This is a genomic window from Mesorhizobium sp. M4A.F.Ca.ET.022.05.2.1, assembly GCF_003998845.1.
Taxonomy (GTDB): Bacteria; Pseudomonadota; Alphaproteobacteria; order Rhizobiales; family Rhizobiaceae; genus Mesorhizobium.
Map to the genome: position 1 here is coordinate 1 of NZ_RZOJ01000078.1, position 19,331 is coordinate 19,331.

The window sequence follows — 19,331 nt, forward strand, 5'->3', positions numbered from 1 at the left end:
GTCCAGGTGTCGCCCGGCGCGACCGCGATCGATCGGAAAACGGCGTACGGTTGCCCATCAAGAGTGATTTCCAGGTCGAATCGCTGAGGTTGGGTCTCGGCGCTCCTGATGCCGACGGTGATCCGGCCGGACCCGGCGCTGGCCCATGGCAACAGCCAGAACTCCGTGTACTTGAATTCCCGGTGGGCCGCTTCGTCCCGGACGGCCAGCGCGTAGGCTCCGCTCGCCACAAGCACCGCTAGCATCACCGCGGCCCCCTGCCAAAGTCGCAGCGGCGCAAGCGCCGGCCGGGCTGGCAGATCGGGAGTGTCGCGTCGGATGGCGGCCACCAGCGCCGCGGCGGCTGTCACCGCGCAGAACCAGACCGCCCAGCCGAGCGGCGTAAGGAAGCCTGTGGCGTTCAGGGCAAAGCCCCCGGCAATGCCGGCGGCCAAGCTTGCTCCGACCGCGTAGGTGAGGTGTTGCAGCACCGAGGTGGTCCGGACGCCAATGGCCCGCAGAATCGAGTGGCCCGAGACGACGAACATCATGGGCGCACCCAAGAGGGTACGGAGGAACACGCTGTCGCTGAGCGCAACGGCCGCCACCGTGACCGCCGCCCACAGACAGGCGACCAGGAGGTCCCGCTTGTTAGGAATTCCCATGCAATCCCCTCACGTCGTAGATCACGATCGAGCCGTTGTCGTAAATGCGGGCGACGCCCTGGACATCATTGAACTTGAGCAGCGCTGCGCCCGAAAGCGGCAGTCCCTTCTGCCGTTGCCACGGCTGAAAGTAGAAGCCCAGCACCGGCGGAGCCGTGGTCAGGCGCAGGTCCACCAGCAGGAAATCAATGTCGCTTCCTGCCAAGGCCCAAAACTCTTCAGGCCCCAATGTCTCACCCTCGAATATGCGCGCGGCATCGACGCCTTCTTTGATCTTGACCCTGACGTCCTGCCGGCCGTAGCTCGCAAGCAGAAGGCGGTTGATGCGGTCGGAGGTGAAGTGGTTTCCGGCACCGAGCCACTCCTTGGCCCAGCGCGCCGTTTCGATTCCCATGGGCTCGACTGAGTCCTGATCTGCCGCCACCCTGTAGCGCCCATGGATGGGATTGATCGTGGCACTCGCGACCCCGCCCACGACGATGACCGCCAGAGCAACGGCCGGTACGATGCGGCGCCACCCGCGCGGCGTGCGGCCCTGCCAGAAGTGGACGATGCTCACCGCGACGACCATCCCGACGCCGATGAACACGAACGTTCCCATGCGGTTGCCGATTTCCCATCCGGCGTTGGTCAGTCGGAAGGCCACCGAGACCGGGAGCCCGAAGGCCAGTAAGGTGAGGAGCACGAGGCGGCTGTCGCGCCAGCGGCGTTTGAGAATGGCCTGGATCGGACGCCAACCCGACCGCTCACCACTCGGCGCAGCCATGGCCAGCGACCGAAAGAATCCCGTTGCCAGGCCGAGTGCCAGCAGGATGAGCGCCAGCAAGGTGGTCAGCCGCATGTAGAGGGCCTTGTCCGGCGCTCCGAGGTGTTCCGATATTGGGGTGGCCGCGCCCAGGATCTTCCCGAGCAATGCGGAGAAGCCGGCCTCGATCACCGGGCCGAAATAGGCTGCGAGAGGGATGCCACTGGCCTGCATCCACAGGAACGGCAGACCTATGGCCAGGATCGCCGTGAGGCCCACGACGACCGCGGCCCCAATCCGCAGGGGGTCGTGCCGGCGCAAAGCCTCGAGGCCCGCCAGCGCCGCGAAATAGATGGCGGCAAAGGCGGCCGAAAGATGATGCGTGACCGCGAGGCTTGCCAACAGCACGGCAATCAGCGCGAACGACTTCAGCCTCGGTCGCCCGACGAGCTCCCTGGACGCTGCTTCGACCGTGAAGGTGAGCACGCACAACACGATGCCGACGCTCTCGTAGGAGAAACTCGAGTCGAACAGGAAGAAGGTCGAGCAGCCCATATAGGCCAGACAGGCGATGGCCGACATGCGCGGCGATCCGGCGATGCTTTCGAGGAACAGAAACAGGGCACCGATGAACGTGGCCTTGAGGACGGCCAACAAGAGCGTCCCCGCCACAACCAAGGGCAGTCCCGTCAGATCGACGATCGCCGTCGTCAGGATTTCCAGGGCGGGATACGTCGGCCCGATCGGGAAAAGCGGGTTGGACAGGAACAGCCGGCGCGCCGTGAGAAGATCCTCGGCTGCGATCCAGTGCAAGAACTCGTCGTAGCCGCTGAAGCTTGTCGGGGAATAGACCCTTTTGCAGAAGAACAGGGCTTCGGCAAGCAGGAACAGAAGGCACAGGCGCTCGCCGCGGGCTGTCGTCGGCCAGGCGATGCGGAGGCTGGTTGGAACCACGAGGAGGACAACACCGGACCAGAAGAGCACCGGCGCCACGTCATAGCCTCGGCGCCCGGCCGCGTGCCCGGCCACGATCAGGAGCAGAGCCGCGGCGGCCGTCAGGCTCAGGATCGCGATCCATCCGGAGTTGGCCCGTTGCGGCGAGGGATCTGCGCTGCCGCCGCGAAGGTCGGGGCCGATAACGGCAGAGACGAAGCGTATCCCGGCCCTGAGAGGGTTTATCTTGGCTCGCGCGGTGAAGTGAGCCGATGTCATCAGCCTGATGCTCCCGTCGCAGGAGGCCACGACATCACTCCGCCGGGAGTCAATCGGGCCGCGGATCGGCTGCTCAGGACATCGCAATAGACGTCGCTCAGCTTTTGCGCGCAGGCATCCCAGTCGGGCAGCGCCAAATCCGGCACCTCGCGATGAGCCTCCAGTTCCTCGGCCATGGCGGCGGCCAGCTCTCCCGGACCGGCGTTGCACGAAATCGCCCGGCACAAGCCATTGGCGGCAAGCTCCCGCAGACCGGACGTGTCGCTGACCAGGACCGGGCGGCGCAGCGACAGGGCTTCCATCACGGCGACCGGATGGGCTTCGTACTCGCTGAACAGCACGAACAGCGCGGCACTCGCCAGCAGGTCTGCCATTTTCTGCCGCTCGGATCCGGGGATGCCCGCAATTGTGACCCGCTTCTCGAGGCCGAGCGCCGCGACGAGGCGCCGCAATTCTCTCTCGTACGGCCCTGTACCGACGATGTGCAGCCGTACGTCCGGTACCCGGCGGATCAGGTCGGGCAAGGCCGCGATCGCCCGGTGATGGCCCTTGTAGCGCTCCAGCCTGCCGCCCGAGACGATCAGGTGCGGATCGACCTTTACACCGGGGTTCGGAGCCGGCATCGCGGCGCCATTGGGGATGACGACAAACCGCTCCCGCGGCACGCCCATCCTCGCGCTGAAGAAATCGGCTTCGAATTCGGAGACGCCGATCAGTCGCGCTGCCCGGGCTACCAGCGGCCGGAGCAGCGCATGCTGGGTGCGGCGTACTGCATTGCGCAGCCGGGAGGAATGCCCGCCGCTGTGGAAGGTCAGGACGAACGGCATACGGGTGCGGATGACTGCAAGCAGTCCGATCGGCACCACGAAACTGCTGTAACCCTGGAAGTGGACCAAATCCCAAGCCCCGCGCCGGATCGCGGTATAGATGCCGGGCGCCACATAGAGGTCCAGTTCCCTTGGCCAAGCCGGCACGCGCCGCACACGCATGCCGCGCACCTCCTCCTCAACCGGCAACTCGCCCGAGGGATCGGTGGTGAGCACGTCGACTGTGTGGCCACGCGCGACCAAGCGGGGACCGACCTCCTGGATGTGAGTTTCAGTGCCGCCCATGAAGGGATAGCAGCGAGCGGCAACCATCAGGATTCGCATCAGGCCTACCCGCCGTCATCACAGGCTGTCACGCCTCGCCTGTGCTGTTGGTGAACCCTCTCACGCAGGATGGTCTTGAGGACGCGCCAGCCGTCCGGGATTGCGCGCAAATGGCTCTCGCCGCTGATGCGCGGAGCCTCGAAACTCGCCACCTCGACGATATTGAGGTGGTTCTTCAATGCCCGTACGTTGATCAGGGTCTCTATCTCGAAGCCATCGCAGTCGCAATTCAGCGTGCCGACGTGCTTGGTCCAGAAGGCTATGTATCCGTAGCATAGGTCGGAGAACCAACCGCCATAGAGCAGTCGCACGAACAGGGTCAGCCCCCTGTTGCCAAACATCCGGAACAGCGACATGTCATCGGTACCGGCGCCCTGGATAAAGCGTGAACCCTTGACGAGATCCGCGCCGGCCATTAGCGCACTGACAAAGACGATCGCCTGCTCCGGCACCATGGAGCCATCAGCGTCCAGCATGACGATGATGTCGCCTGTGGCGGCCCGGAATCCCGCTTGCAGTGCAGCGCCCTTGCCCTGGCGGGGCTCCATCACAACCTTCACGTCCGCGCGCAGGCCGCGCGCGACCGCGACAGTGTCGTCTGTCGATCGACCATCCACGATAATGATCTCATGCGCCCAGCTGGGGATGCGCGGCAGAAGCCAGGGGAGGTTCTCGGCTTCATTGAGCGTCGGGACGATGAAGCTCACTCGGGGCAGCGTCAGTGCTCGCTGCAGGGCAAATTCAATCGGGTCGGGCGGCGATACGGCACCGACGTGGGCGAGTTTGCTGGAGAGGCGCTCATTCATGGCAGCGCGCGGCCAACAAGCCGCAGGGGCCAGCTCCATATCCGCAGATGCTTGATCCAACCATATGAGGGCTCCCGGCCATAGAGAAATGAAGATGAGATGAAAGAAGATCGGTGCGCTTACGGCCCCCTTAGAGCTTTGGCTATTATACGAGCATTACCGGTGAAGATCTGAAATGGAAGGACAATGGATGATTAGCGAAGAGACAATAGATGATTAGCTCTTTTGGGGTATCCCTTAAGGTTGTTTTCAGCTCATACCACCAGCACGGATAGTACGGCGGCGGCGGCGATCACCTTCACGGCTGTGTTGGCAGGCTCGAGCGCGCCCGATTCTTTACAGGCTGCGCTCGACCGCCTTGGCCAGCTAACCCGGTGAGACCGGCCAGGAGATGGGCTGCCCGCACGGTTCCGAGACCCCGCTCGGTCCCGAGACCGGCGCGTCGGGCACCAGCAACCGATACGAGGTCGTCACCTCTCGCAAACCCCGGATATGCCCGAACAGGTCGATCACCTCCAGGCCGGACCGGCGGTTGTAGGTGTGACATCCCAACGCTCCGGACCAAATGCGACCGATCGGAGTCTGAGCAAACTCCGACGCGCCCAGCGCATCGATCTGGCAGAACGTCACCGCGCCGCCATAGCCGCGCGCGCAGTCCTGGACCGGGCGTAGCGCGCGTCCGCCGTGTCGGATGACGGCGCCTGCGGGGCGACTAAGCCTGGCATCGAGCAGAACGGGGTTGGCGGCATGAGGCGTCCAAGACCCGGTCAGGCTCTCGGCATGGTAGAGGCTCAAGGCGTCCCAGGACGTGGACCTCCACAGCCTTGGGCTGACGAAAAACCAAAAGCCGCCGTCATGCCAGAGCGGCGTGGTATCGTAGCCCTCAATGCCTTCCATGAGGCAGGCCTCCCGTGTCCACCGGTAGGGGAACTCCACCGCTCTGTAGAGGCTGACATTCCTGGCCGCCCCCGATTCAGGGATCATCCAGATCTGACCATTCTGCTCGAACACGAACGGGTACGAGAGGTGATGCGGTTCCTCCACAACGATCCGGGATGCGCCGACTGTCCCGTCCCGGTTCACTGCAACAACCGCAATGCACCCGCGGTTTTTCGAGTAGAGGTACTGTTCGACAAAGATGAAATCCTGCCCCTGGTGCCGGAACGGGAATGGGTCGGCAAGGTAGCCGTCGGCATTTCCGGTGAGCACCCGGAAGGCGGCTTCGCCTTTGTCGAGCAGGCTCGCCGATTCATCGAAGCGCCAGCCAATCCCCCACATCCTGCCGCCTCTCGCCAGGGCGTCCAAAAGGCCGATCGCCTTCGATGCAACCGTGCCGGTCGCCCTGGCAAGCGCCGAAAGCGCGCCAAACGAAGGTGGTGCCGTCAGTGGACCGGGGCTAGCGGACGCAGCCGAACCGGTCTCCTCGGCCAGGGCTTTGAGGATCAGCGGCACAGCGCAGGAAAGGGCGCTGTCGAGCCTCAAGGCCAACACTTGACGGTCTGCGCTGGTCGGGCGCGCCGTCCACGGTCGCAATGGGCGCGCCGTGTCATGCAGGTCGACGAGAAGATCCTGATGATTCACCCAGGCCGCCACGACTCCTATCTCGCCGGGTGCGCCGTTGAAGACCGGGGTGATCACGCGCCGCGCGGCCGGGAGCGATTCCGACCCGCTCAAATCGATCACCACATCCATTTGGCCGGCTGGAGGCGGCGGCAGGCACCGCAGCTCCGCTTCGACGGGGTCAATGGCGCCCTTCCCGCGAAAGCCATAGACCAGTCGTTCGAGTTCGAGCAGCAGGCGGAAGATCAACGGCAGCGGGCGGCAGTCGGCCGCGAAAGCGCAGGAGACATCGTTGCCGGGCACTTCAGCGAGCGCCTCTGCCAACCATAGATGCCAGCGCAGCAGCCGCGACGGATCGAGACTCAAGCAAATGCGCATTGTTGTTCTCACGTCGGGTTTCAAGAACACGTCGGATTTCAAGAAGACGACAGCTTTGACGAGAACCACCAGCCAGCACCACTATGCCCGATCGACGCCGGTCTGTGCGAGGCCAGAGGAGGTAATCCTTAGGGGCGATTGCACTCAGCGCCCGGCCAGAGCCACATGCAGGGAATGGTGATCGACTGGCAGCGGGCGAAATATGGACTGCGCAATGCGTGGTGGTGTGCACTTGCGCTCGCGTTCGTCTCCGTTCTGGCAATCGCGAGCACCGTGGACAAACCATCGGCAACGTCCTTCATCAAGACTTCCGGAACGAACTTCACGCTGGACGGCAAGCCGTTCTTCGTGACCGGCGTAAACAACCACTATCTGACCTACGGTTCGCAGGATGAGGTCACCCGCGTTCTCGATGACGCCGTGGCGATGGGCGCCAACGTGGTCCGCATCTTCCTCCAGCCGGTGATCGGGTCGCTCGACGGGAGGGTCCCCACGATCTGGGATTGGCGGCTTGAAGGCGAAGCCAGCAACCTCGCGGTCAAGGGCACGTACCTGCTCTACTGGGATCCAAGTCAAAACAGGATGGCGATCAATGACGGCGCCAACGGCATGCAGAAGGTTGATTTCCTCATTGCCGAGGCCGGCAAGCGGCGCCTGAGGCTGATCATCGCCATCGTGGATTTCTGGGCGTTCACGGGTGGCGCCCAGCAGATGCGGGCCTGGTATGGCAGCAGCGACGAATCCACGTTTTTCTTCACTGACCCGCGCACGAAGCAGGACTACCGGACTTGGGTCCGCCACGTTGTGCAGCGCGTCAACCCGCTCACCGGGCTTGCCTACCGGGACGACCCGACCATCATGGCTTGGGAGTTGATCAACGAAGGCAATGCGCAGCCATTGGCCTTGCGGTTGACCTGGACTGCCGAAATGTCGGCCTACGTGAAGTCCCTCGATTCCAATCACCTTGTCAGCTCAGGGAATGCCAACATTTTCGACCCGAAGTTAGCCGATTTGACCATCCCGACCCTCGATTTCGGGACCTGGCACGGCTATCCGATCTTCTACAATCTCACGATCCAGCAATTCAACGACATGATCCCTGAGTTCTGCCAGTTGGCAGCCCGCGCCAAAAAGCCGGTTCTCATGGAGGAATTCGGCCATGCCCGCTCCAATCAGAACGCGGCTGAAGCTTACGCCATGTGGCTCGACACGGTGATGCGCGATCGCAACTGCGCCGGCTGGATGGTGTGGCGGCTGGTGTCGCTGCAGGACAGCGGACGCTATCCCGCCGACGAACACGACCAGTTCGATATCCACAATGACGGCGGTGCGCTCTGGACTATCCTCAAAGCCGCCACGGCTCGGGCGAGGCAGACACGCGAAACCAGCCTGGCCTCAGAAACCAGCCGGCGGGTGCCATGACCAAAGGCTCTGTCGTTGCGACAACCGGGCAGCCTGAGGATAGCGTCAGCAGCGAAAGCCGGCAGATTCCGCGCTGCCCCACGATCTCAGTGCTTATCTGTGCCTACACTGAAGACAGATGGGAGTTGTTGGTTCAGTCCGTGGCCTCGGCGCAGGAGCAGACCTTGCAACCCTGCGAGATCATCGTCTGCGTCGACCAGCCCCTGTTCCGCCGTTGTGCCGCCTACTGGGCTGACTCCGCCGCATCCATCCCTCCTACACGGGTGATCCAGAACAAGTTTGACGGGCACCTGGGGTCAGCCCGAAACACGGCGGCCGAGGCGGCCGCCGGAGAGATCCTGGCGTTCCTGGATGACGATGCAGCTGCCGACAAGGACTGGCTCGAGATACTCACCGAACCGTACCAGGATGAAGGCATCGGCGCCGTCGGCGGGCGTCCCCTACCGGTTTTCGAGACTGGCCGTCCAGCCTGGTTCCCCGTGCAGTTCGACTGGGTGTTCGGATGTGCTTACGATGGCCTTCCGACCAGCCGAGGCCCTTTGGCTCACCTCATAGGCGCCAACATGTCGGTGCGGCGGACCCTCCTCGAGCAGGTCGGAGGGTTCCATTCCGACCATCACGACGACATGGACATGTGCCACCGCGTGGCGCATATCAAGGGCAGTGAGGCGGTCATCTATGAACCAGCGGCGACCGTCCGCCATTTTGTGCACGCCTCACGGCCGACCTGGAAATACTTCTGGCGCCGCTGCTTCTTCGTCAACAAGGGGAAGGTCGAGGCCTTCGCCCAGATGGGCGACGCCGCCACTCTTGGTGCAGAGTCGCGCTTCGTCTGGTACGCGCTGACGAAGGGCGTACCGCGGGAGATTTTGCAAGCGGCCAAGGGTGACGTCCACGGGCTGGCGCGGTCCGCAGCAATAATCGCTGGCCTGGGCCTGGCCGCGGCAGGCCACGTCGCCGGCAGGATCGAACTGGTGCGGCGCTTGCGCCGGCGGCGCCAACAGGCGACTAAGCAGATACTGGACACGGCCGCGCAAGGCGGTGGGCCTGGGGAGTAGATGCCGTCTTCGATAATCATTGGTTCGGGTCCGGCTGCAGCAGCCGCCGTGTTGGCGCTATCCGAGAAACCGGACGAGAAGATAACCGTGTTCGATCCGGGCACCGTGCTGGACGCGGAGACGCAGGAGGTGATCTCCAGGCTGTCCAAGCAGCCTGTCGACAACTGGGATGAGGAGGACGTCCGCCGGGTAAGCCTGCAACCCAAGCGGATCCAGTCCGATTCGCTGCCTGAAAAGAGAAGTTACGGATCCGATTTCCCATTTGCCAACAAGGGTCAGCTCGACGGCGTCCACGCCGAGGGCAGAGTCAATTCAGCTGTCATATCAAGCGCCTACGGGGGCTTCAGCAATGTCTGGGGGGCCCAGATCATGCCCTTCAGCGCTGCCACGTTCAAGGGATGGCCGTTCGACTTCTCGGATTTGGAAGAGCACTATCGGACAATCCTGCGTCACATTCCTTTCGCTGGACAGTCTGACGATCTCGAGGAGTGGTTCCCGCTCATCGGATCGCCGGAGCCGCTTCCGCCACTGGCGCCGCGGACGCAGATGGTCCTGGCCAACTACGACCGGCACCGCGATCGGGTGCGCTCCACTGGCATAACGATAGGCCGCGCCCGCCTCGCCTTCTCAGCGCCCGAATGCCAGCCTTGCGGCCTATGCATGACCGGGTGCCCGCGGTCGCTAATCTTTTCGGCCTCGCACAGCTTCGATCGCTTCAGGCGCAGCGGGAGGATCGATTACCACAGCGGGCTGCTTGCGGTGCGAGTCGGCCAGGAGGGCGACACGGCCGTCGTGCAGGCCCGGGAATTGTCCACCGGCCGGATGCAGCGATTCACCGCCGACCGGATCTTCGTGGGCTGCGGAGCAATCGGGACCACTCGGCTGATCCTAGGTTCGCTCGGATCGGACCAGCCGGTGCATCTTTCGGAATCGGCTCAGTTCGTCCTTCCAATGATGTCCATGAAGCCGACCCCCGACCCGCGTGCAAGGCGCGACTTCACGCTCAACCAGTTCACCATGGCCATCGTCCTGGACGACGAAGGCTTCGATGTCTCCCAAATTCACTTCTATCCGTTCAACCAGGCATACTACGATGCGCTTCCCCGCTTCCTCCAACACCGCGCCGCCGCCTTCGCGACGGATCGGCTCCTGAGCCGATTGACGGTAGGCCTGGGCTACCTGCCGTCCTGGGCGTCACCCAAGGTCCGGGTGAGCGCCCAGATGTCCGCGGCTCCAGATGAGCTACCCCAGATCACCCTCACTTCGGAGGGCTTCAGCCAGGCCAGGGTCAGGGGCAAATACGCGCCTCCGATGCTGCCTGACGTAATAAAGCGGATCCGCAGGGCGGCACCCTACCTTGACTTGTGGCCCATCACGCCGCGGATGCTATGGTCGGGCGGGGCCAAGAGCTACCACTTTGGCGGCAGCTTTCCTCACGCCGGTGAGCCGGATTCCGGGACTGCGACGACAGACCGCCTCGGGCGTCTGGCGCGCTGGGACCGGGTCCATCTCATCGACGGGTCGGTTTTCCCAAATGTTCCAGCGACTACCTTCACCCTGACTGTGATGGCCAATTCTCATCGCATCGCCCGCGAAGCGATGCAGCTGGCGAGTTGAGCGTTCAAATGCGGGTCGGCATCACCGGAGCCAACGGATATGTCGGGACCATCCTGCGTGCCACCTTCGCCGAAGAAGGGCATGAGGTCATCGCGTTCGTCCGACCGAACCGGGTGACCTCCGAATCTGCCGCCGCAATGGCCGGCGTCGCCGAGTGGCGCCCCTATGAGATCAGGCGCCCACCGTCGGGGAGCGCAATCAGCGACCTGGATGTCCTCATCCATGGTGCATGGGACCTGACTCTTGTCAGCGCCGGCGATGTGTGGGGTGTCAATGTGTCTGGCTCGCAGCAGCTCCTCCGCAATGCCGCCGATGCAGGGGTTCGCCGGGTCATTTTCATCTCCTCGATGTCCGCTTATGAGGGAACCCGGCAGCTTTACGGCCAAGCGAAGCTGGCCTGCGAGCGCACCGCTAACAGTCTGGGAGGTGTCTCCACCCGCCTCGGACTGGTGTACGGCCCCGGTTGGGGCGGGATGGCAGGCGCGCTCCGCAAGCTCACTAACCTGCCGATCACGCCTCTCATCGGAGCGCGCTCCCATCAGTTCACCGTGCATGAAGCGGACATGGCCGCCGCCATGGTGCGTATTGCCGTGTCGGACATGCATCTGCCGGAACCGGTAGGGCTGGCCAACCCCGAACCGGTACCGTTCCGACGGCTCATGAAAGAGATCGCCGCATCACAAGGCAGAACACTGCACGCCGTCGCCGTGCCCTGGCAGCTTGTGAGTGGCCTCCTCAAGGCAGCCGAGGCCCTGCATGTCCCCCTGCCCTTCCGATCCGACTCCATCCTCGGGCTCGTGCACCCGGCGCCAGAGGTCCCCGGTGTAGCGCTGCTCAAGCAACTCGGAATCGAGTTTCGGAACTTCTCGCTGGGCGGCGATCGACCCTCTTCCGGGACATTGCGTCGATATTCTTAGTCGAAGACCGGCTCGATGCGCCAGCGACACAAATGGCGAGACTCCGCGATCGGCACGCGTGAACAGACTGCAGAGCGCCGTGACCGTTCCTGGGATGTTGTTGGCGTCGCCGCGCAGGCGAGCGCGGGGCGATCCGGTCCGATCAGCAAAATGGGGCTACCCCTGAGGAACGATCGCGGATCGGAGAAAACCATGCGATGATTCAGAAAGACGCATGAGACGCATGACCTTAACGACGGGCGCAGCTTAACGCCCAGCCCGGTCGAACTCCCGGCTCTCCAGCGGTGAAGGCTTGCAAACGGAAGTCATTGCAGAATCCGGAAGACTTGTGGCGCGAAAGCCTGCGCACATGAGGAAGGGGCAATCCGATTGGGTGAACCGCACGCCATCTTCGTATCGGGAGTTGCGGGCTTTGTAGGAAGCAGGCTTGCAAGGGTCTTTATCGATCGTGGGTATCCGGTCTTCGGTTTTGACAACCTGTCGCGAGGTTCTCGGGAAAACCTGAACGGGCTTCTCGCGCATGAGCGGTTCATTTTTGAGAAAGTGGATCTCTCAGATGCGGGTGCGGTGAGAAGCCGCTTCATGAATTGTCACCGCCGCATTCCGATTTCCGAAGTTTGGCACATGGCTGCCAATTCGGACATCCCTGCAGGAATCGCCGATGCGTCCGTTGATCTGCGCGATACCTTTCTATCGACGTTCAACATGTTGCAGGCAATGAAGGAGGCCGGGGTTCCGTTCCTTGCTTTCGCGTCCAGCTCAGCCGTGTACGGCGATTTGGGGGAAGCTCCGATCAGAGAGGATGTCGGGCCGCTGCTGCCCATCTCCAATTACGGTGCCATGAAGCTCGCATCGGAGGCGCTCATCAGCGCTGCCGTCGAGAACTGGTTGGACCGGGGCTTGATCTTTCGCTTTCCGAACGTGATCGGTGTTCCAGCAACACACGGTGTCATCCTGGATTTCGTGAGAAAGCTAAAGGTCTCGCCAAGCAAGCTGAATGTTTTGGGGTCGGGGCGGCAACGCAAGGCATATCTTCACGTCAATGATCTGATCGACGCGATTGTCTACTTGCGTGCAAACGCGTCCGAGCGGCTTGGCTGCTACAATATCGGGCCAGAGGACAAAGGGGTAACCGTTAGCTTCATAGCGGAAACGACTGTAGAGGCTGTCGCACCGGGCGCCGGGATCGAATACGGTGTTGAGGATCGCGGTTGGGCGGGAGATGTTCCCCGATTTTCCTATGACATAGCAAAACTTCGAGCGCTCGGCTGGCGGCCCCAGCTTGGTTCGGCCGACGCTGTTCGAAAAGCCGTTGTAGAAATCGTGCGGCAGGAAGGACACCTGTGATGCAAGCCGTTGTACTTGCAGGTGGTCGAGGGACGCGGCTCAGGGGCCGGATAGGTGATTTGCCTAAGTCGCTAGCCAACATTGGCGGCAAGCCACTTCTCGAGCATCAAATCGTCCTCGCCAAGCAACACGGGATTGAGAAGATCTTGATCCTGGTGAACCACGCAGCCGAGCAAATTGTGGAATTTTGCAATCAGCGCGAGAATTGGGGGATCGACGTTCTTTGCGTGGATGACGGTGCGCCTCGCGGGACCGCTGGAGCAGTACTGTCGGTTTTGGACCTGCTCGACGACGACTTCCTTACGATCTATGGCGACACGATGCTCGACGTCGATCTCACCCGCTTTAAGTGCTTCCACGAAAAACACAAGGCAGCGGCAACAATTTTCACCCATCCGAACGATCACCCGCACGATTCCGATCTGATAGAAACGTCAGAAGATGGCATCGTTACCGCATTCCATCCATATCCACATGATCCCGTGTCCTTTTATCCTAACAAAGTCAGCGCGGCTCTTTATTATATAAAAAGACAAGCTCTATTCCCATGGCGCTCCACGGTAACTCCTCTCGATTTTTGCAAGGACCTCTTTCCTGAAATGCTTCGGGCTGGCGCGGAAATTAGAAGCTATAGCAGCCCTGAGTACATAAAAGACGCGGGAACCCCGGCAAGACTTGACAAGGTCTGCGCCGACTTTGCATCGGGCCGTATAGCTCGAGCTTCACTCGCATCGCCACAGAAAGCAGTATTCCTGGACAGGGATGGGTGCATCAATGTTGACCATGGACATATCGATCGTCCCGAACGCTTCGAACTGATTGAGGGGACGGCCGCCGCGATCGCCTGTTTCAACCGGGCCGAGTACCGGACAATCGTCGTTACTAACCAACCCGTTGTGGCGAGAGGCGACTGCTCCATACGAGACCTGCGGATGATCCATAACAAGATGGAGTCTGAGCTTGGTCGCTGCGGTGCTTTTGTTGATGCCATCTACTTCTGCCCGCACCATCCAGATCGCGGCTTTGTCGGTGAGGTGGAAGCACTGAAGGTCCGCTGCAAATGCCGCAAGCCTGCTACCGGGCTGATCGATGAAGCGGTCGAGGCATTCAATATCGATCGCAGTCAATCCTGGATCATCGGCGATTCCTCTACGGACATTGCTCTCGCAAAACGGTCTGGCATCAGATCGATCTTGGTTGAGACGGGCGCGGGCGGTTTGGATAGCAAATATCATGTCATGCCCGACTACACCGTCTCGGACTTGTCCGAGGCTGCCAAGCTCATTCTCACTGTTCATCCGACCTTGGTAGACACAGCATCTGATCTGATCGCGCATGTGAAGCCGGGTGATGTTTGTTTCGTGGGGGGGCTTTCCCGCAGCGGAAAGAGTGTTCTTTCCAGCGCTATCGCAGAGGTTCTTCGCGGCCGCGGCTTTGATGCGCAAGTTGTTGCTCTTGATCGCTGGATACGTCCCGTCGCCGATCGCGAACCAACGGTGATTGGTCGTTACGATATGAACGAGATCAGGAAGGTTCTAAGGCGCCTGGTGGGCGTTCGTTCTCGCGAGACGCACGATCTGCCCTATTACGACAAGCTGAGCCGCGCATCGCATCCAAGATCGGAAAAGATAACCATTTCTCCGGAAACCGTCCTGGTCGTGGAAGGAGCCGTCGCTCTTTCGCTGTGCGATGTGGTTTTGCACGGTCGTGCACACACATTCTTCGTCGATATCGATGAGGAGTTGAGGAGGTGCCGAGTAACGCGCGAATACTCGCGCCGAGGAGTGGATCGGGAGGCTGCAGCGAGTATCTACAGTTCGCGCCAGAAGGATGAGGCACCGATCGTGCTGGCATCGCGGGCGCGTGCTGAACATTGCATCCAATTGCGGGCGATCGAACTGATTGAGGCAGTCGGATGATTATCAGCCAAACGCCGCTTCGTGTGAGCTTTGTGGGAGGTGGCAGCGACCTTCCCGCCTTCTATCGGCAGGAGGGCGGTGCCGTCCTGAGCGTTGCTATCGACAAATACGTCTACGTGAATGTGAACCGCAAATTCGATAACGGCACCCGCATCGCTTACTCCAAAACGGAAGAGGTGGATAGCGTTGAGGATATCCAGCATCCGATTGTCAGGGCGACGATGGGATATCTTGGGATCTGTGGAGGCGTCGAGATAACAACCATTGCCGATATTCCATCGAAGGGAACAGGACTTGGATCCTCAAGCGCTTTTACTGTTGGCCTTCTGCACGCGTTGAACGCGTTTCGGGGGCAGTATGTCTCCAAGGCAAAGCTCGGCGCTGACAGTTGTCGCATTGAGATCGAACTTTGTGGCGCACCCATTGGAAGGCAAGATCAATACGCCGCTGCCTTCGGAGGGTTGAACCTTATCGAGTTTCACTCTGATGACAGCGTTTCGGTATCACCGCTCATATGCCCGCGCGATTTCATCGCTTCAATCGAGAAGCAAGTTCTCATGTTTTACACCGGCATTACGCGCAGTGCCTCAGACATCCTCGTCCGACAGTCGGAAGGCATCGCAAGAGCGCCGGACAAGCGGAAAGCGCTCAGGCGGATGGTCGAGCTCACGTATCAGCTTCGTGATGAGTTGCATCGATGTAACCTCAACGCCTTTGGCGAAATCCTCCACGAGAACTGGCTCTTAAAAAAGGGCCTCTCCGAAGACATCACGAACGATGCAATCGATCACTGGTACCAAACTGCGATGCAGGCGGGCGCGAGGGGCGGCAAGTTACTCGGAGCAGGTGCGGGAGGTTTTCTCATGTTCTTCGCGCCTCTCGATCGCCACGAGGCAATCAAAGCGGCCCTCGGGAACCTAAAGCATTTCCCCGTGAAGTTCGACTTCGCCGGGAGCCGCATCGTTCACTATCAACCGACATCGGAGTCCACCCAATGAAACATTTTGGCGGCAGTACCCAATCAACCGACATCGGAGCCCGCCCAATAAATCATCTTGGCGGGAGCGCTCAAGCCTATTTCAAGAAACTTGAGACCGTCCTGGCTTCATTGGACCACCAAAGCTTCGACAATGCAGTGGCCTTGGTCGCGCAGGCACAGGAGGATGGCAAGCAGATAATCACGCTTGGAAATGGCGGCAGTTCACTTACTGCTCTACATTTCATCACCGACTGGAACAAGAGCATCTATCTCTCCACGAAGCGCCCGTTTCGTGGTCGGACACTTGTCGACAATGTGGGACTTACATTCGCTTATGCCAACGATGTTTCTTTCCAGGATGTGTTCGTCGAGCAGCTGAAGAACATCCTGAACGAGGGCGACTTGGTCATCGCAATTTCAGGAAGCGGAAACTCGGAAAACGTTTTGCGCGCCGTTCGATACGCAAACGATCACGGCGCAGTTACGTTAGGTCTTTGTGGATATGGCGGAGGAACGCTCCGGCAGATCGCCCAACACGTGGTTTGGGTCAATGTGAACGACATGCAACTGTCGGAAGATATACATTCTATGTTCGGGCACGTCGTTATGCAGACTCTTTGTTTTGCAAGTACACAAAAGTGGAGCGATCGGCGACAAAAGCGCAGCGCGGCTGGAGGCCTCAATCCGAATCTAGCTGGCGCCGAAACGGGCTGGCGATCCTGATCGAGAACAAACGATGCCGCATTATCTGTTCTACGTTCTGGACGAACACGGCCAGTTCATGGGCGGGGTCAACCTTGCCTGCGCCGACGACATTACGGCGAAAGAGTACGCCAGGCGGTTTGCCGACGGCCACGAGGTGGAGCTTTGGCGATTGGTTGCGCGGTTCAAAATTGACAAACCGCGTGGCCGTCCAGCAGCGACGAAGCACCCTCGTGCCGTAGCGCCACGTTCCAGCCATTTGAACAAGCCGCTCAGGCGATCACACTTCCCCCATGGATTCGGTTGCACGTCTTGGCCCTATTCAAATCTTGAGAGATTTTGATCCCGATACAGGCACGTTGGCGTTGCGATTGAACGGCCCGTCCAGTGCTGTACAGCGCTCGATGACGGCGAGCCTTGTACCTTCGATCGTTGAAAGCGAATGACGCGGACATTGCCGCCATGCGACGGCGACGTCGCTCGGCAACATGTCGGGCGTGGAGCGTCGTCAACGCCGCAAGGCGACCTCGGCCAAGCGCATCGACGCGCAAACGGCACGGTCGAACGGCCGCGCCGGCAGCCCCCAACAGACCCGACGGCCCGTCCGCCACGCAGCATCGGAAGTCATCCCTGCCGCGCTTCTCGATGACCTGATTTGCGAACGACTCGCTCGAACCGACGGGCGCCCAAGCCAGAGCAACAGTACAGCCGACGGACACAGCTTGGTACGAGGTCCGGAAGGCCGTCTCGGCGCGGCCGTTCGATCACTTTACGTATTAGAATGTGTTAATAAGTTATATTAGTAATGTGTGAATAATCGTTAACCAAGCCTCATTCTCGCCGCAAACCGTGCTAAGGTCCGCCTGGGTCACGTACATCGCCTTTGAATGATCAATTCATGCAGGTACAAGGCGGTGTGCGTGAATAAGTAAAAAAGCGGAAATGCCTGTGTTTACTTAGGGGCGCGGGTGGAATGAAAAACAAAAAAGACGCAATGAACTAAGGAACTACTGTGATTATACTACACAGCAATCTCGGCGGCGTGTCCGCCGGGAGAGGTGCGCTCAACCTCAATTCGGCCGCGGCTCGAACCGTCGAACACCTTGAGCGCGTTGGCAGCGACACCGTCTATGGGCTCAAGGGCGAAGGCCTGACGAGCATTCCCGTCGACAACACCCGCCTCCGATGGCGAGCTCATCGTTAGGCTCGCTCGACAATAATCTCCGCCACTTGAAATCCGTTCGCGGTGCCAAGCTGCGAGCATGCGACATGTCGCGCGCCTTGGCGATGCGCGGCAGTGGAAGTTCCCTGTTTTCAACGCCTAAAGAGGATCACTGAATGACTCTTTCCGCCCCCGCAGGCTTTACCTCTAGCGACCTCGTCTACGAGGAAAGCTTCTCCGGTACGACTCTCGACAGCGATTGGCATACCTATATCACCAGCAATGCTGCCGACGGCTGGCCATGGAATACCAATGGGTCGGGTGGAAGTACGCCGGGCGGCCCATACAATGCCGACTACGATATGCCGAGCCAGGTGTCCGTGAGCGACGGGACCTTGAATCTCACGGCGATCAAGCAGCCCATCAGCGGCGTCAATCAGGGAGGGGTGACACAAACATTCCCGATCACGTCCGGCGCCGTCAGCAGCTATGGCAACTTCGAATTCAATGGCGGCTATCTTCAGATCAGCATGAAGGCGCCGAGCGGCGACGGCGCATGGCCAGGCCTCTGGCTGATGCCCGGCGACGGCGCGGGCAGCAGCGGCGACAATTTCGAGCTCGATATTCAGGAGGGTGGATTTACCGGCTCGGGGCCGGCAGACCAGAATTTCTCCTGGCACTTGCACGGGCCGTCGGGGTGGGTCGGCGACACCATCGACAGCGGCATCAACCTCACGGCCGGCTTCCATACGTACGGCATCAACTGGGTGCCCGGTGAATCGATCACCTGGTATCTGGATGGGAAGCAGATGGCGCAGGTGACCAGCGCACAGGTCGCGATCCCGGATGAACCGATGCAATTGATGATGAACTTGGGGGTCGCGAATTCGAACGCTAGCGGATGGCATACGGCTCTGGATGGCTCGACGCCATCCTCGATGCAGATGCTGGTCGATGAGGTTCAGCTCTATCAGAAGGCGGGCAGCGGCGACACCGTCACGGGTGCCAACGTCACTCCATCGACAACATCATCGACCCAGTCCCCGACGACGCCAACGATCCAGCCGGCGGTGACGCAGGTCGCCGCGTCACCGGCAACGGGAGTCGAGCATGCCGGCGATGCCATCACAATGACGGTCGCCTTCAACAAGGCCGTGACCGTCACGGGCGCACCCACACTGTCGCTCAATGATGGCGGAACGGCCAGCTATGTCAGTGGCTCGGGCACCAGCGCGCTCACCTTCCGCACCACGGTCGCTTCGACCGACAAGGATACCTCGGCACTCGCCATCACCGGGGTCAACCTCCCGAGCGGCGCGAGCATCAAGGATGCATCCGGTGTTGCGGCGAACCTCTCAGGCGCGGTGAAGACGTTCTCCGGGCTCCAGATCGATCCGGTCCTGCCGGCGGTGACGCAGGCCACAGCCTCGCCGGGAACCGGCACCGAGCACGTCGGCGACACGGTCACGCTGACACTCGGCTTCAACGAGGCCGTGAAGGTGTCGGGCACGCCGACCCTGTCGCTCAACAATGGCGCGACCGCGACCTATGTCGGCGGCTCCGGAACGAGCGCGCTCAACTTCCGCACAACGGTCGCATCGACGGACACCAATACCTCGGCGCTCGCCATCACTGGGGTCAACCTGACGAACGGTGCGAGCATCAAGGACGCAAGCGGCGTCGCTGCGAATCTTGCAGGCGCAGTGAAGACC

16 protein-coding genes are annotated in these 19,331 nt (G+C 61.1%); 10 read left to right on the top strand and 6 right to left on the bottom strand.

The genetic code is table 11. The features are described from left to right. The 5 genes from EN745_RS11700 to EN745_RS11720 all read right to left on the bottom strand — a co-directional run. Positions 1-587, bottom strand: a 587-nt coding sequence (locus tag EN745_RS11700; RefSeq protein ID WP_210213749.1) for a hypothetical protein, incomplete at its 3' end; no start/stop codon positions are given. A 43-nt stretch (positions 588-630) separates the two neighbouring features. Further along, positions 631-2,601: a hypothetical protein gene (locus EN745_RS11705; RefSeq protein ID WP_127421297.1), complete on the bottom strand. Its 1,971-nt coding sequence runs from the start codon at positions 2,599-2,601 to the stop codon at positions 631-633. Beyond that, complete coding sequence (locus tag EN745_RS11710) at positions 2,601-3,752, bottom strand: glycosyltransferase family 4 protein (protein WP_127399817.1); 1,152 nt, start codon at positions 3,750-3,752, stop codon at positions 2,601-2,603. The genes EN745_RS11705 and EN745_RS11710 overlap by 1 nt, the downstream gene beginning before the upstream one ends. 5 nt (positions 3,753-3,757) lie before the next feature. Next, on the bottom strand, positions 3,758-4,558 hold the full coding sequence (locus EN745_RS11715) for a glycosyltransferase family 2 protein (protein WP_127421298.1): 801 nt from the start codon (positions 4,556-4,558) through the stop codon (positions 3,758-3,760). Positions 4,559-4,924: 366 nt separating this feature from the next. Next, positions 4,925-6,565 (bottom strand): hypothetical protein, encoded by a 1,641-nt coding sequence (locus EN745_RS11720; RefSeq protein WP_127421299.1) that lies wholly within the window; start codon positions 6,563-6,565, stop codon positions 4,925-4,927. A gap of 96 nt (positions 6,566-6,661) precedes the next feature. Here EN745_RS11720 and EN745_RS11725 point away from each other — a divergent pair, with 96 nt between their 5' ends. The 9 genes from EN745_RS11725 (at position 6,662) to EN745_RS11765 (ending at position 16,800) form a co-directional block, all read left to right on the top strand. Beyond that, positions 6,662-7,918 (top strand): cellulase family glycosylhydrolase, encoded by a 1,257-nt coding sequence (locus tag EN745_RS11725; protein ID WP_245487695.1) that lies wholly within the window; start codon positions 6,662-6,664, stop codon positions 7,916-7,918. Continuing rightward, positions 7,915-8,976 (top strand): glycosyltransferase, encoded by a 1,062-nt coding sequence (locus tag EN745_RS11730; RefSeq protein WP_127421301.1) that lies wholly within the window; start codon positions 7,915-7,917, stop codon positions 8,974-8,976. Before EN745_RS11725 ends, EN745_RS11730 begins: the two co-directional genes overlap by 4 nt. Next, a complete protein-coding gene (locus tag EN745_RS11735) occupies positions 8,977-10,593 on the top strand; it encodes a GMC family oxidoreductase (protein WP_127421302.1) in 1,617 nt (538 codons plus the stop codon). A gap of 8 nt (positions 10,594-10,601) precedes the next feature. Beyond that, positions 10,602-11,510: an NAD(P)-dependent oxidoreductase gene (locus EN745_RS11740; protein ID WP_127421303.1), complete on the top strand. Its 909-nt coding sequence runs from the start codon at positions 10,602-10,604 to the stop codon at positions 11,508-11,510. A gap of 369 nt (positions 11,511-11,879) precedes the next feature. Then, a complete protein-coding gene (locus EN745_RS11745; RefSeq protein WP_189363024.1) occupies positions 11,880-12,857 on the top strand; it encodes an NAD-dependent epimerase/dehydratase family protein in 978 nt (325 codons plus the stop codon). Continuing rightward, entirely contained in the window at positions 12,857-14,776 is a 1,920-nt protein-coding gene (locus EN745_RS11750; protein WP_127421305.1) for an HAD-IIIA family hydrolase, read from the top strand. Before EN745_RS11745 ends, EN745_RS11750 begins: the two co-directional genes overlap by 1 nt. Further along, the gene (locus EN745_RS11755; RefSeq protein WP_127406208.1) at positions 14,773-15,774 is read left to right on the top strand and encodes a GHMP kinase; all 1,002 of its coding nucleotides are present in this window, start codon (positions 14,773-14,775) and stop codon (positions 15,772-15,774) included. The genes EN745_RS11750 and EN745_RS11755 overlap by 4 nt, the downstream gene beginning before the upstream one ends. Then, a complete protein-coding gene (locus EN745_RS11760) occupies positions 15,771-16,478 on the top strand; it encodes an SIS domain-containing protein (RefSeq protein ID WP_126055885.1) in 708 nt (235 codons plus the stop codon). The genes EN745_RS11755 and EN745_RS11760 overlap by 4 nt, the downstream gene beginning before the upstream one ends. A 13-nt stretch (positions 16,479-16,491) precedes the next feature. Continuing rightward, a complete protein-coding gene (locus EN745_RS11765) occupies positions 16,492-16,800 on the top strand; it encodes a hypothetical protein (RefSeq protein ID WP_126055886.1) in 309 nt (102 codons plus the stop codon). A 678-nt stretch (positions 16,801-17,478) separates the two neighbouring features. Here EN745_RS11765 and EN745_RS36050 read toward each other — a convergent pair. Further along, a complete protein-coding gene (locus EN745_RS36050; protein WP_189363025.1) occupies positions 17,479-17,655 on the bottom strand; it encodes a hypothetical protein in 177 nt (58 codons plus the stop codon). Between the two features lie 140 nt (positions 17,656-17,795). On the opposite strand from EN745_RS36050, the gene EN745_RS11770 reads away from it, so the two are divergent. Next, a partial coding sequence (locus tag EN745_RS11770; protein WP_145992010.1) for a glycoside hydrolase family 16 protein occupies positions 17,796-19,331 on the top strand: 1,536 nt, incomplete at its 3' end.

Excerpts from the sequence above, each read along its gene's own strand:
- EN745_RS11710 (WP_127399817.1), bottom strand. The coding sequence starts at position 3,752 with ATGCGAATCCTGATGGTTGCCGCTCGCTGCTATCCCTTCATGGGCGGC.
- EN745_RS11705 (WP_127421297.1), bottom strand. The coding sequence starts at position 2,601 with ATGACATCGGCTCACTTCACCGCGCGAGCCAAGATAAACCCTCTCAGG.
- EN745_RS11750 (WP_127421305.1), top strand. The coding sequence starts at position 12,857 with ATGCAAGCCGTTGTACTTGCAGGTGGTCGAGGGACGCGGCTCAGGGGC.
- EN745_RS11725 (WP_245487695.1), top strand. The coding sequence starts at position 6,662 with ATGCAGGGAATGGTGATCGACTGGCAGCGGGCGAAATATGGACTGCGC.
- EN745_RS11765 (WP_126055886.1), top strand. The coding sequence starts at position 16,492 with ATGCCGCATTATCTGTTCTACGTTCTGGACGAACACGGCCAGTTCATG.
- EN745_RS11735 (WP_127421302.1), top strand. The coding sequence starts at position 8,977 with ATGCCGTCTTCGATAATCATTGGTTCGGGTCCGGCTGCAGCAGCCGCC.
- EN745_RS11760 (WP_126055885.1), top strand. The coding sequence starts at position 15,771 with ATGAAACATTTTGGCGGCAGTACCCAATCAACCGACATCGGAGCCCGC.
- EN745_RS11715 (WP_127421298.1), bottom strand. The coding sequence starts at position 4,558 with ATGAATGAGCGCCTCTCCAGCAAACTCGCCCACGTCGGTGCCGTATCG.
- EN745_RS11730 (WP_127421301.1), top strand. The coding sequence starts at position 7,915 with ATGACCAAAGGCTCTGTCGTTGCGACAACCGGGCAGCCTGAGGATAGC.
- EN745_RS11755 (WP_127406208.1), top strand. The coding sequence starts at position 14,773 with ATGATTATCAGCCAAACGCCGCTTCGTGTGAGCTTTGTGGGAGGTGGC.
- EN745_RS11740 (WP_127421303.1), top strand. The coding sequence starts at position 10,602 with ATGCGGGTCGGCATCACCGGAGCCAACGGATATGTCGGGACCATCCTG.
- EN745_RS36050 (WP_189363025.1), bottom strand. The coding sequence starts at position 17,655 with ATGAGCTCGCCATCGGAGGCGGGTGTTGTCGACGGGAATGCTCGTCAG.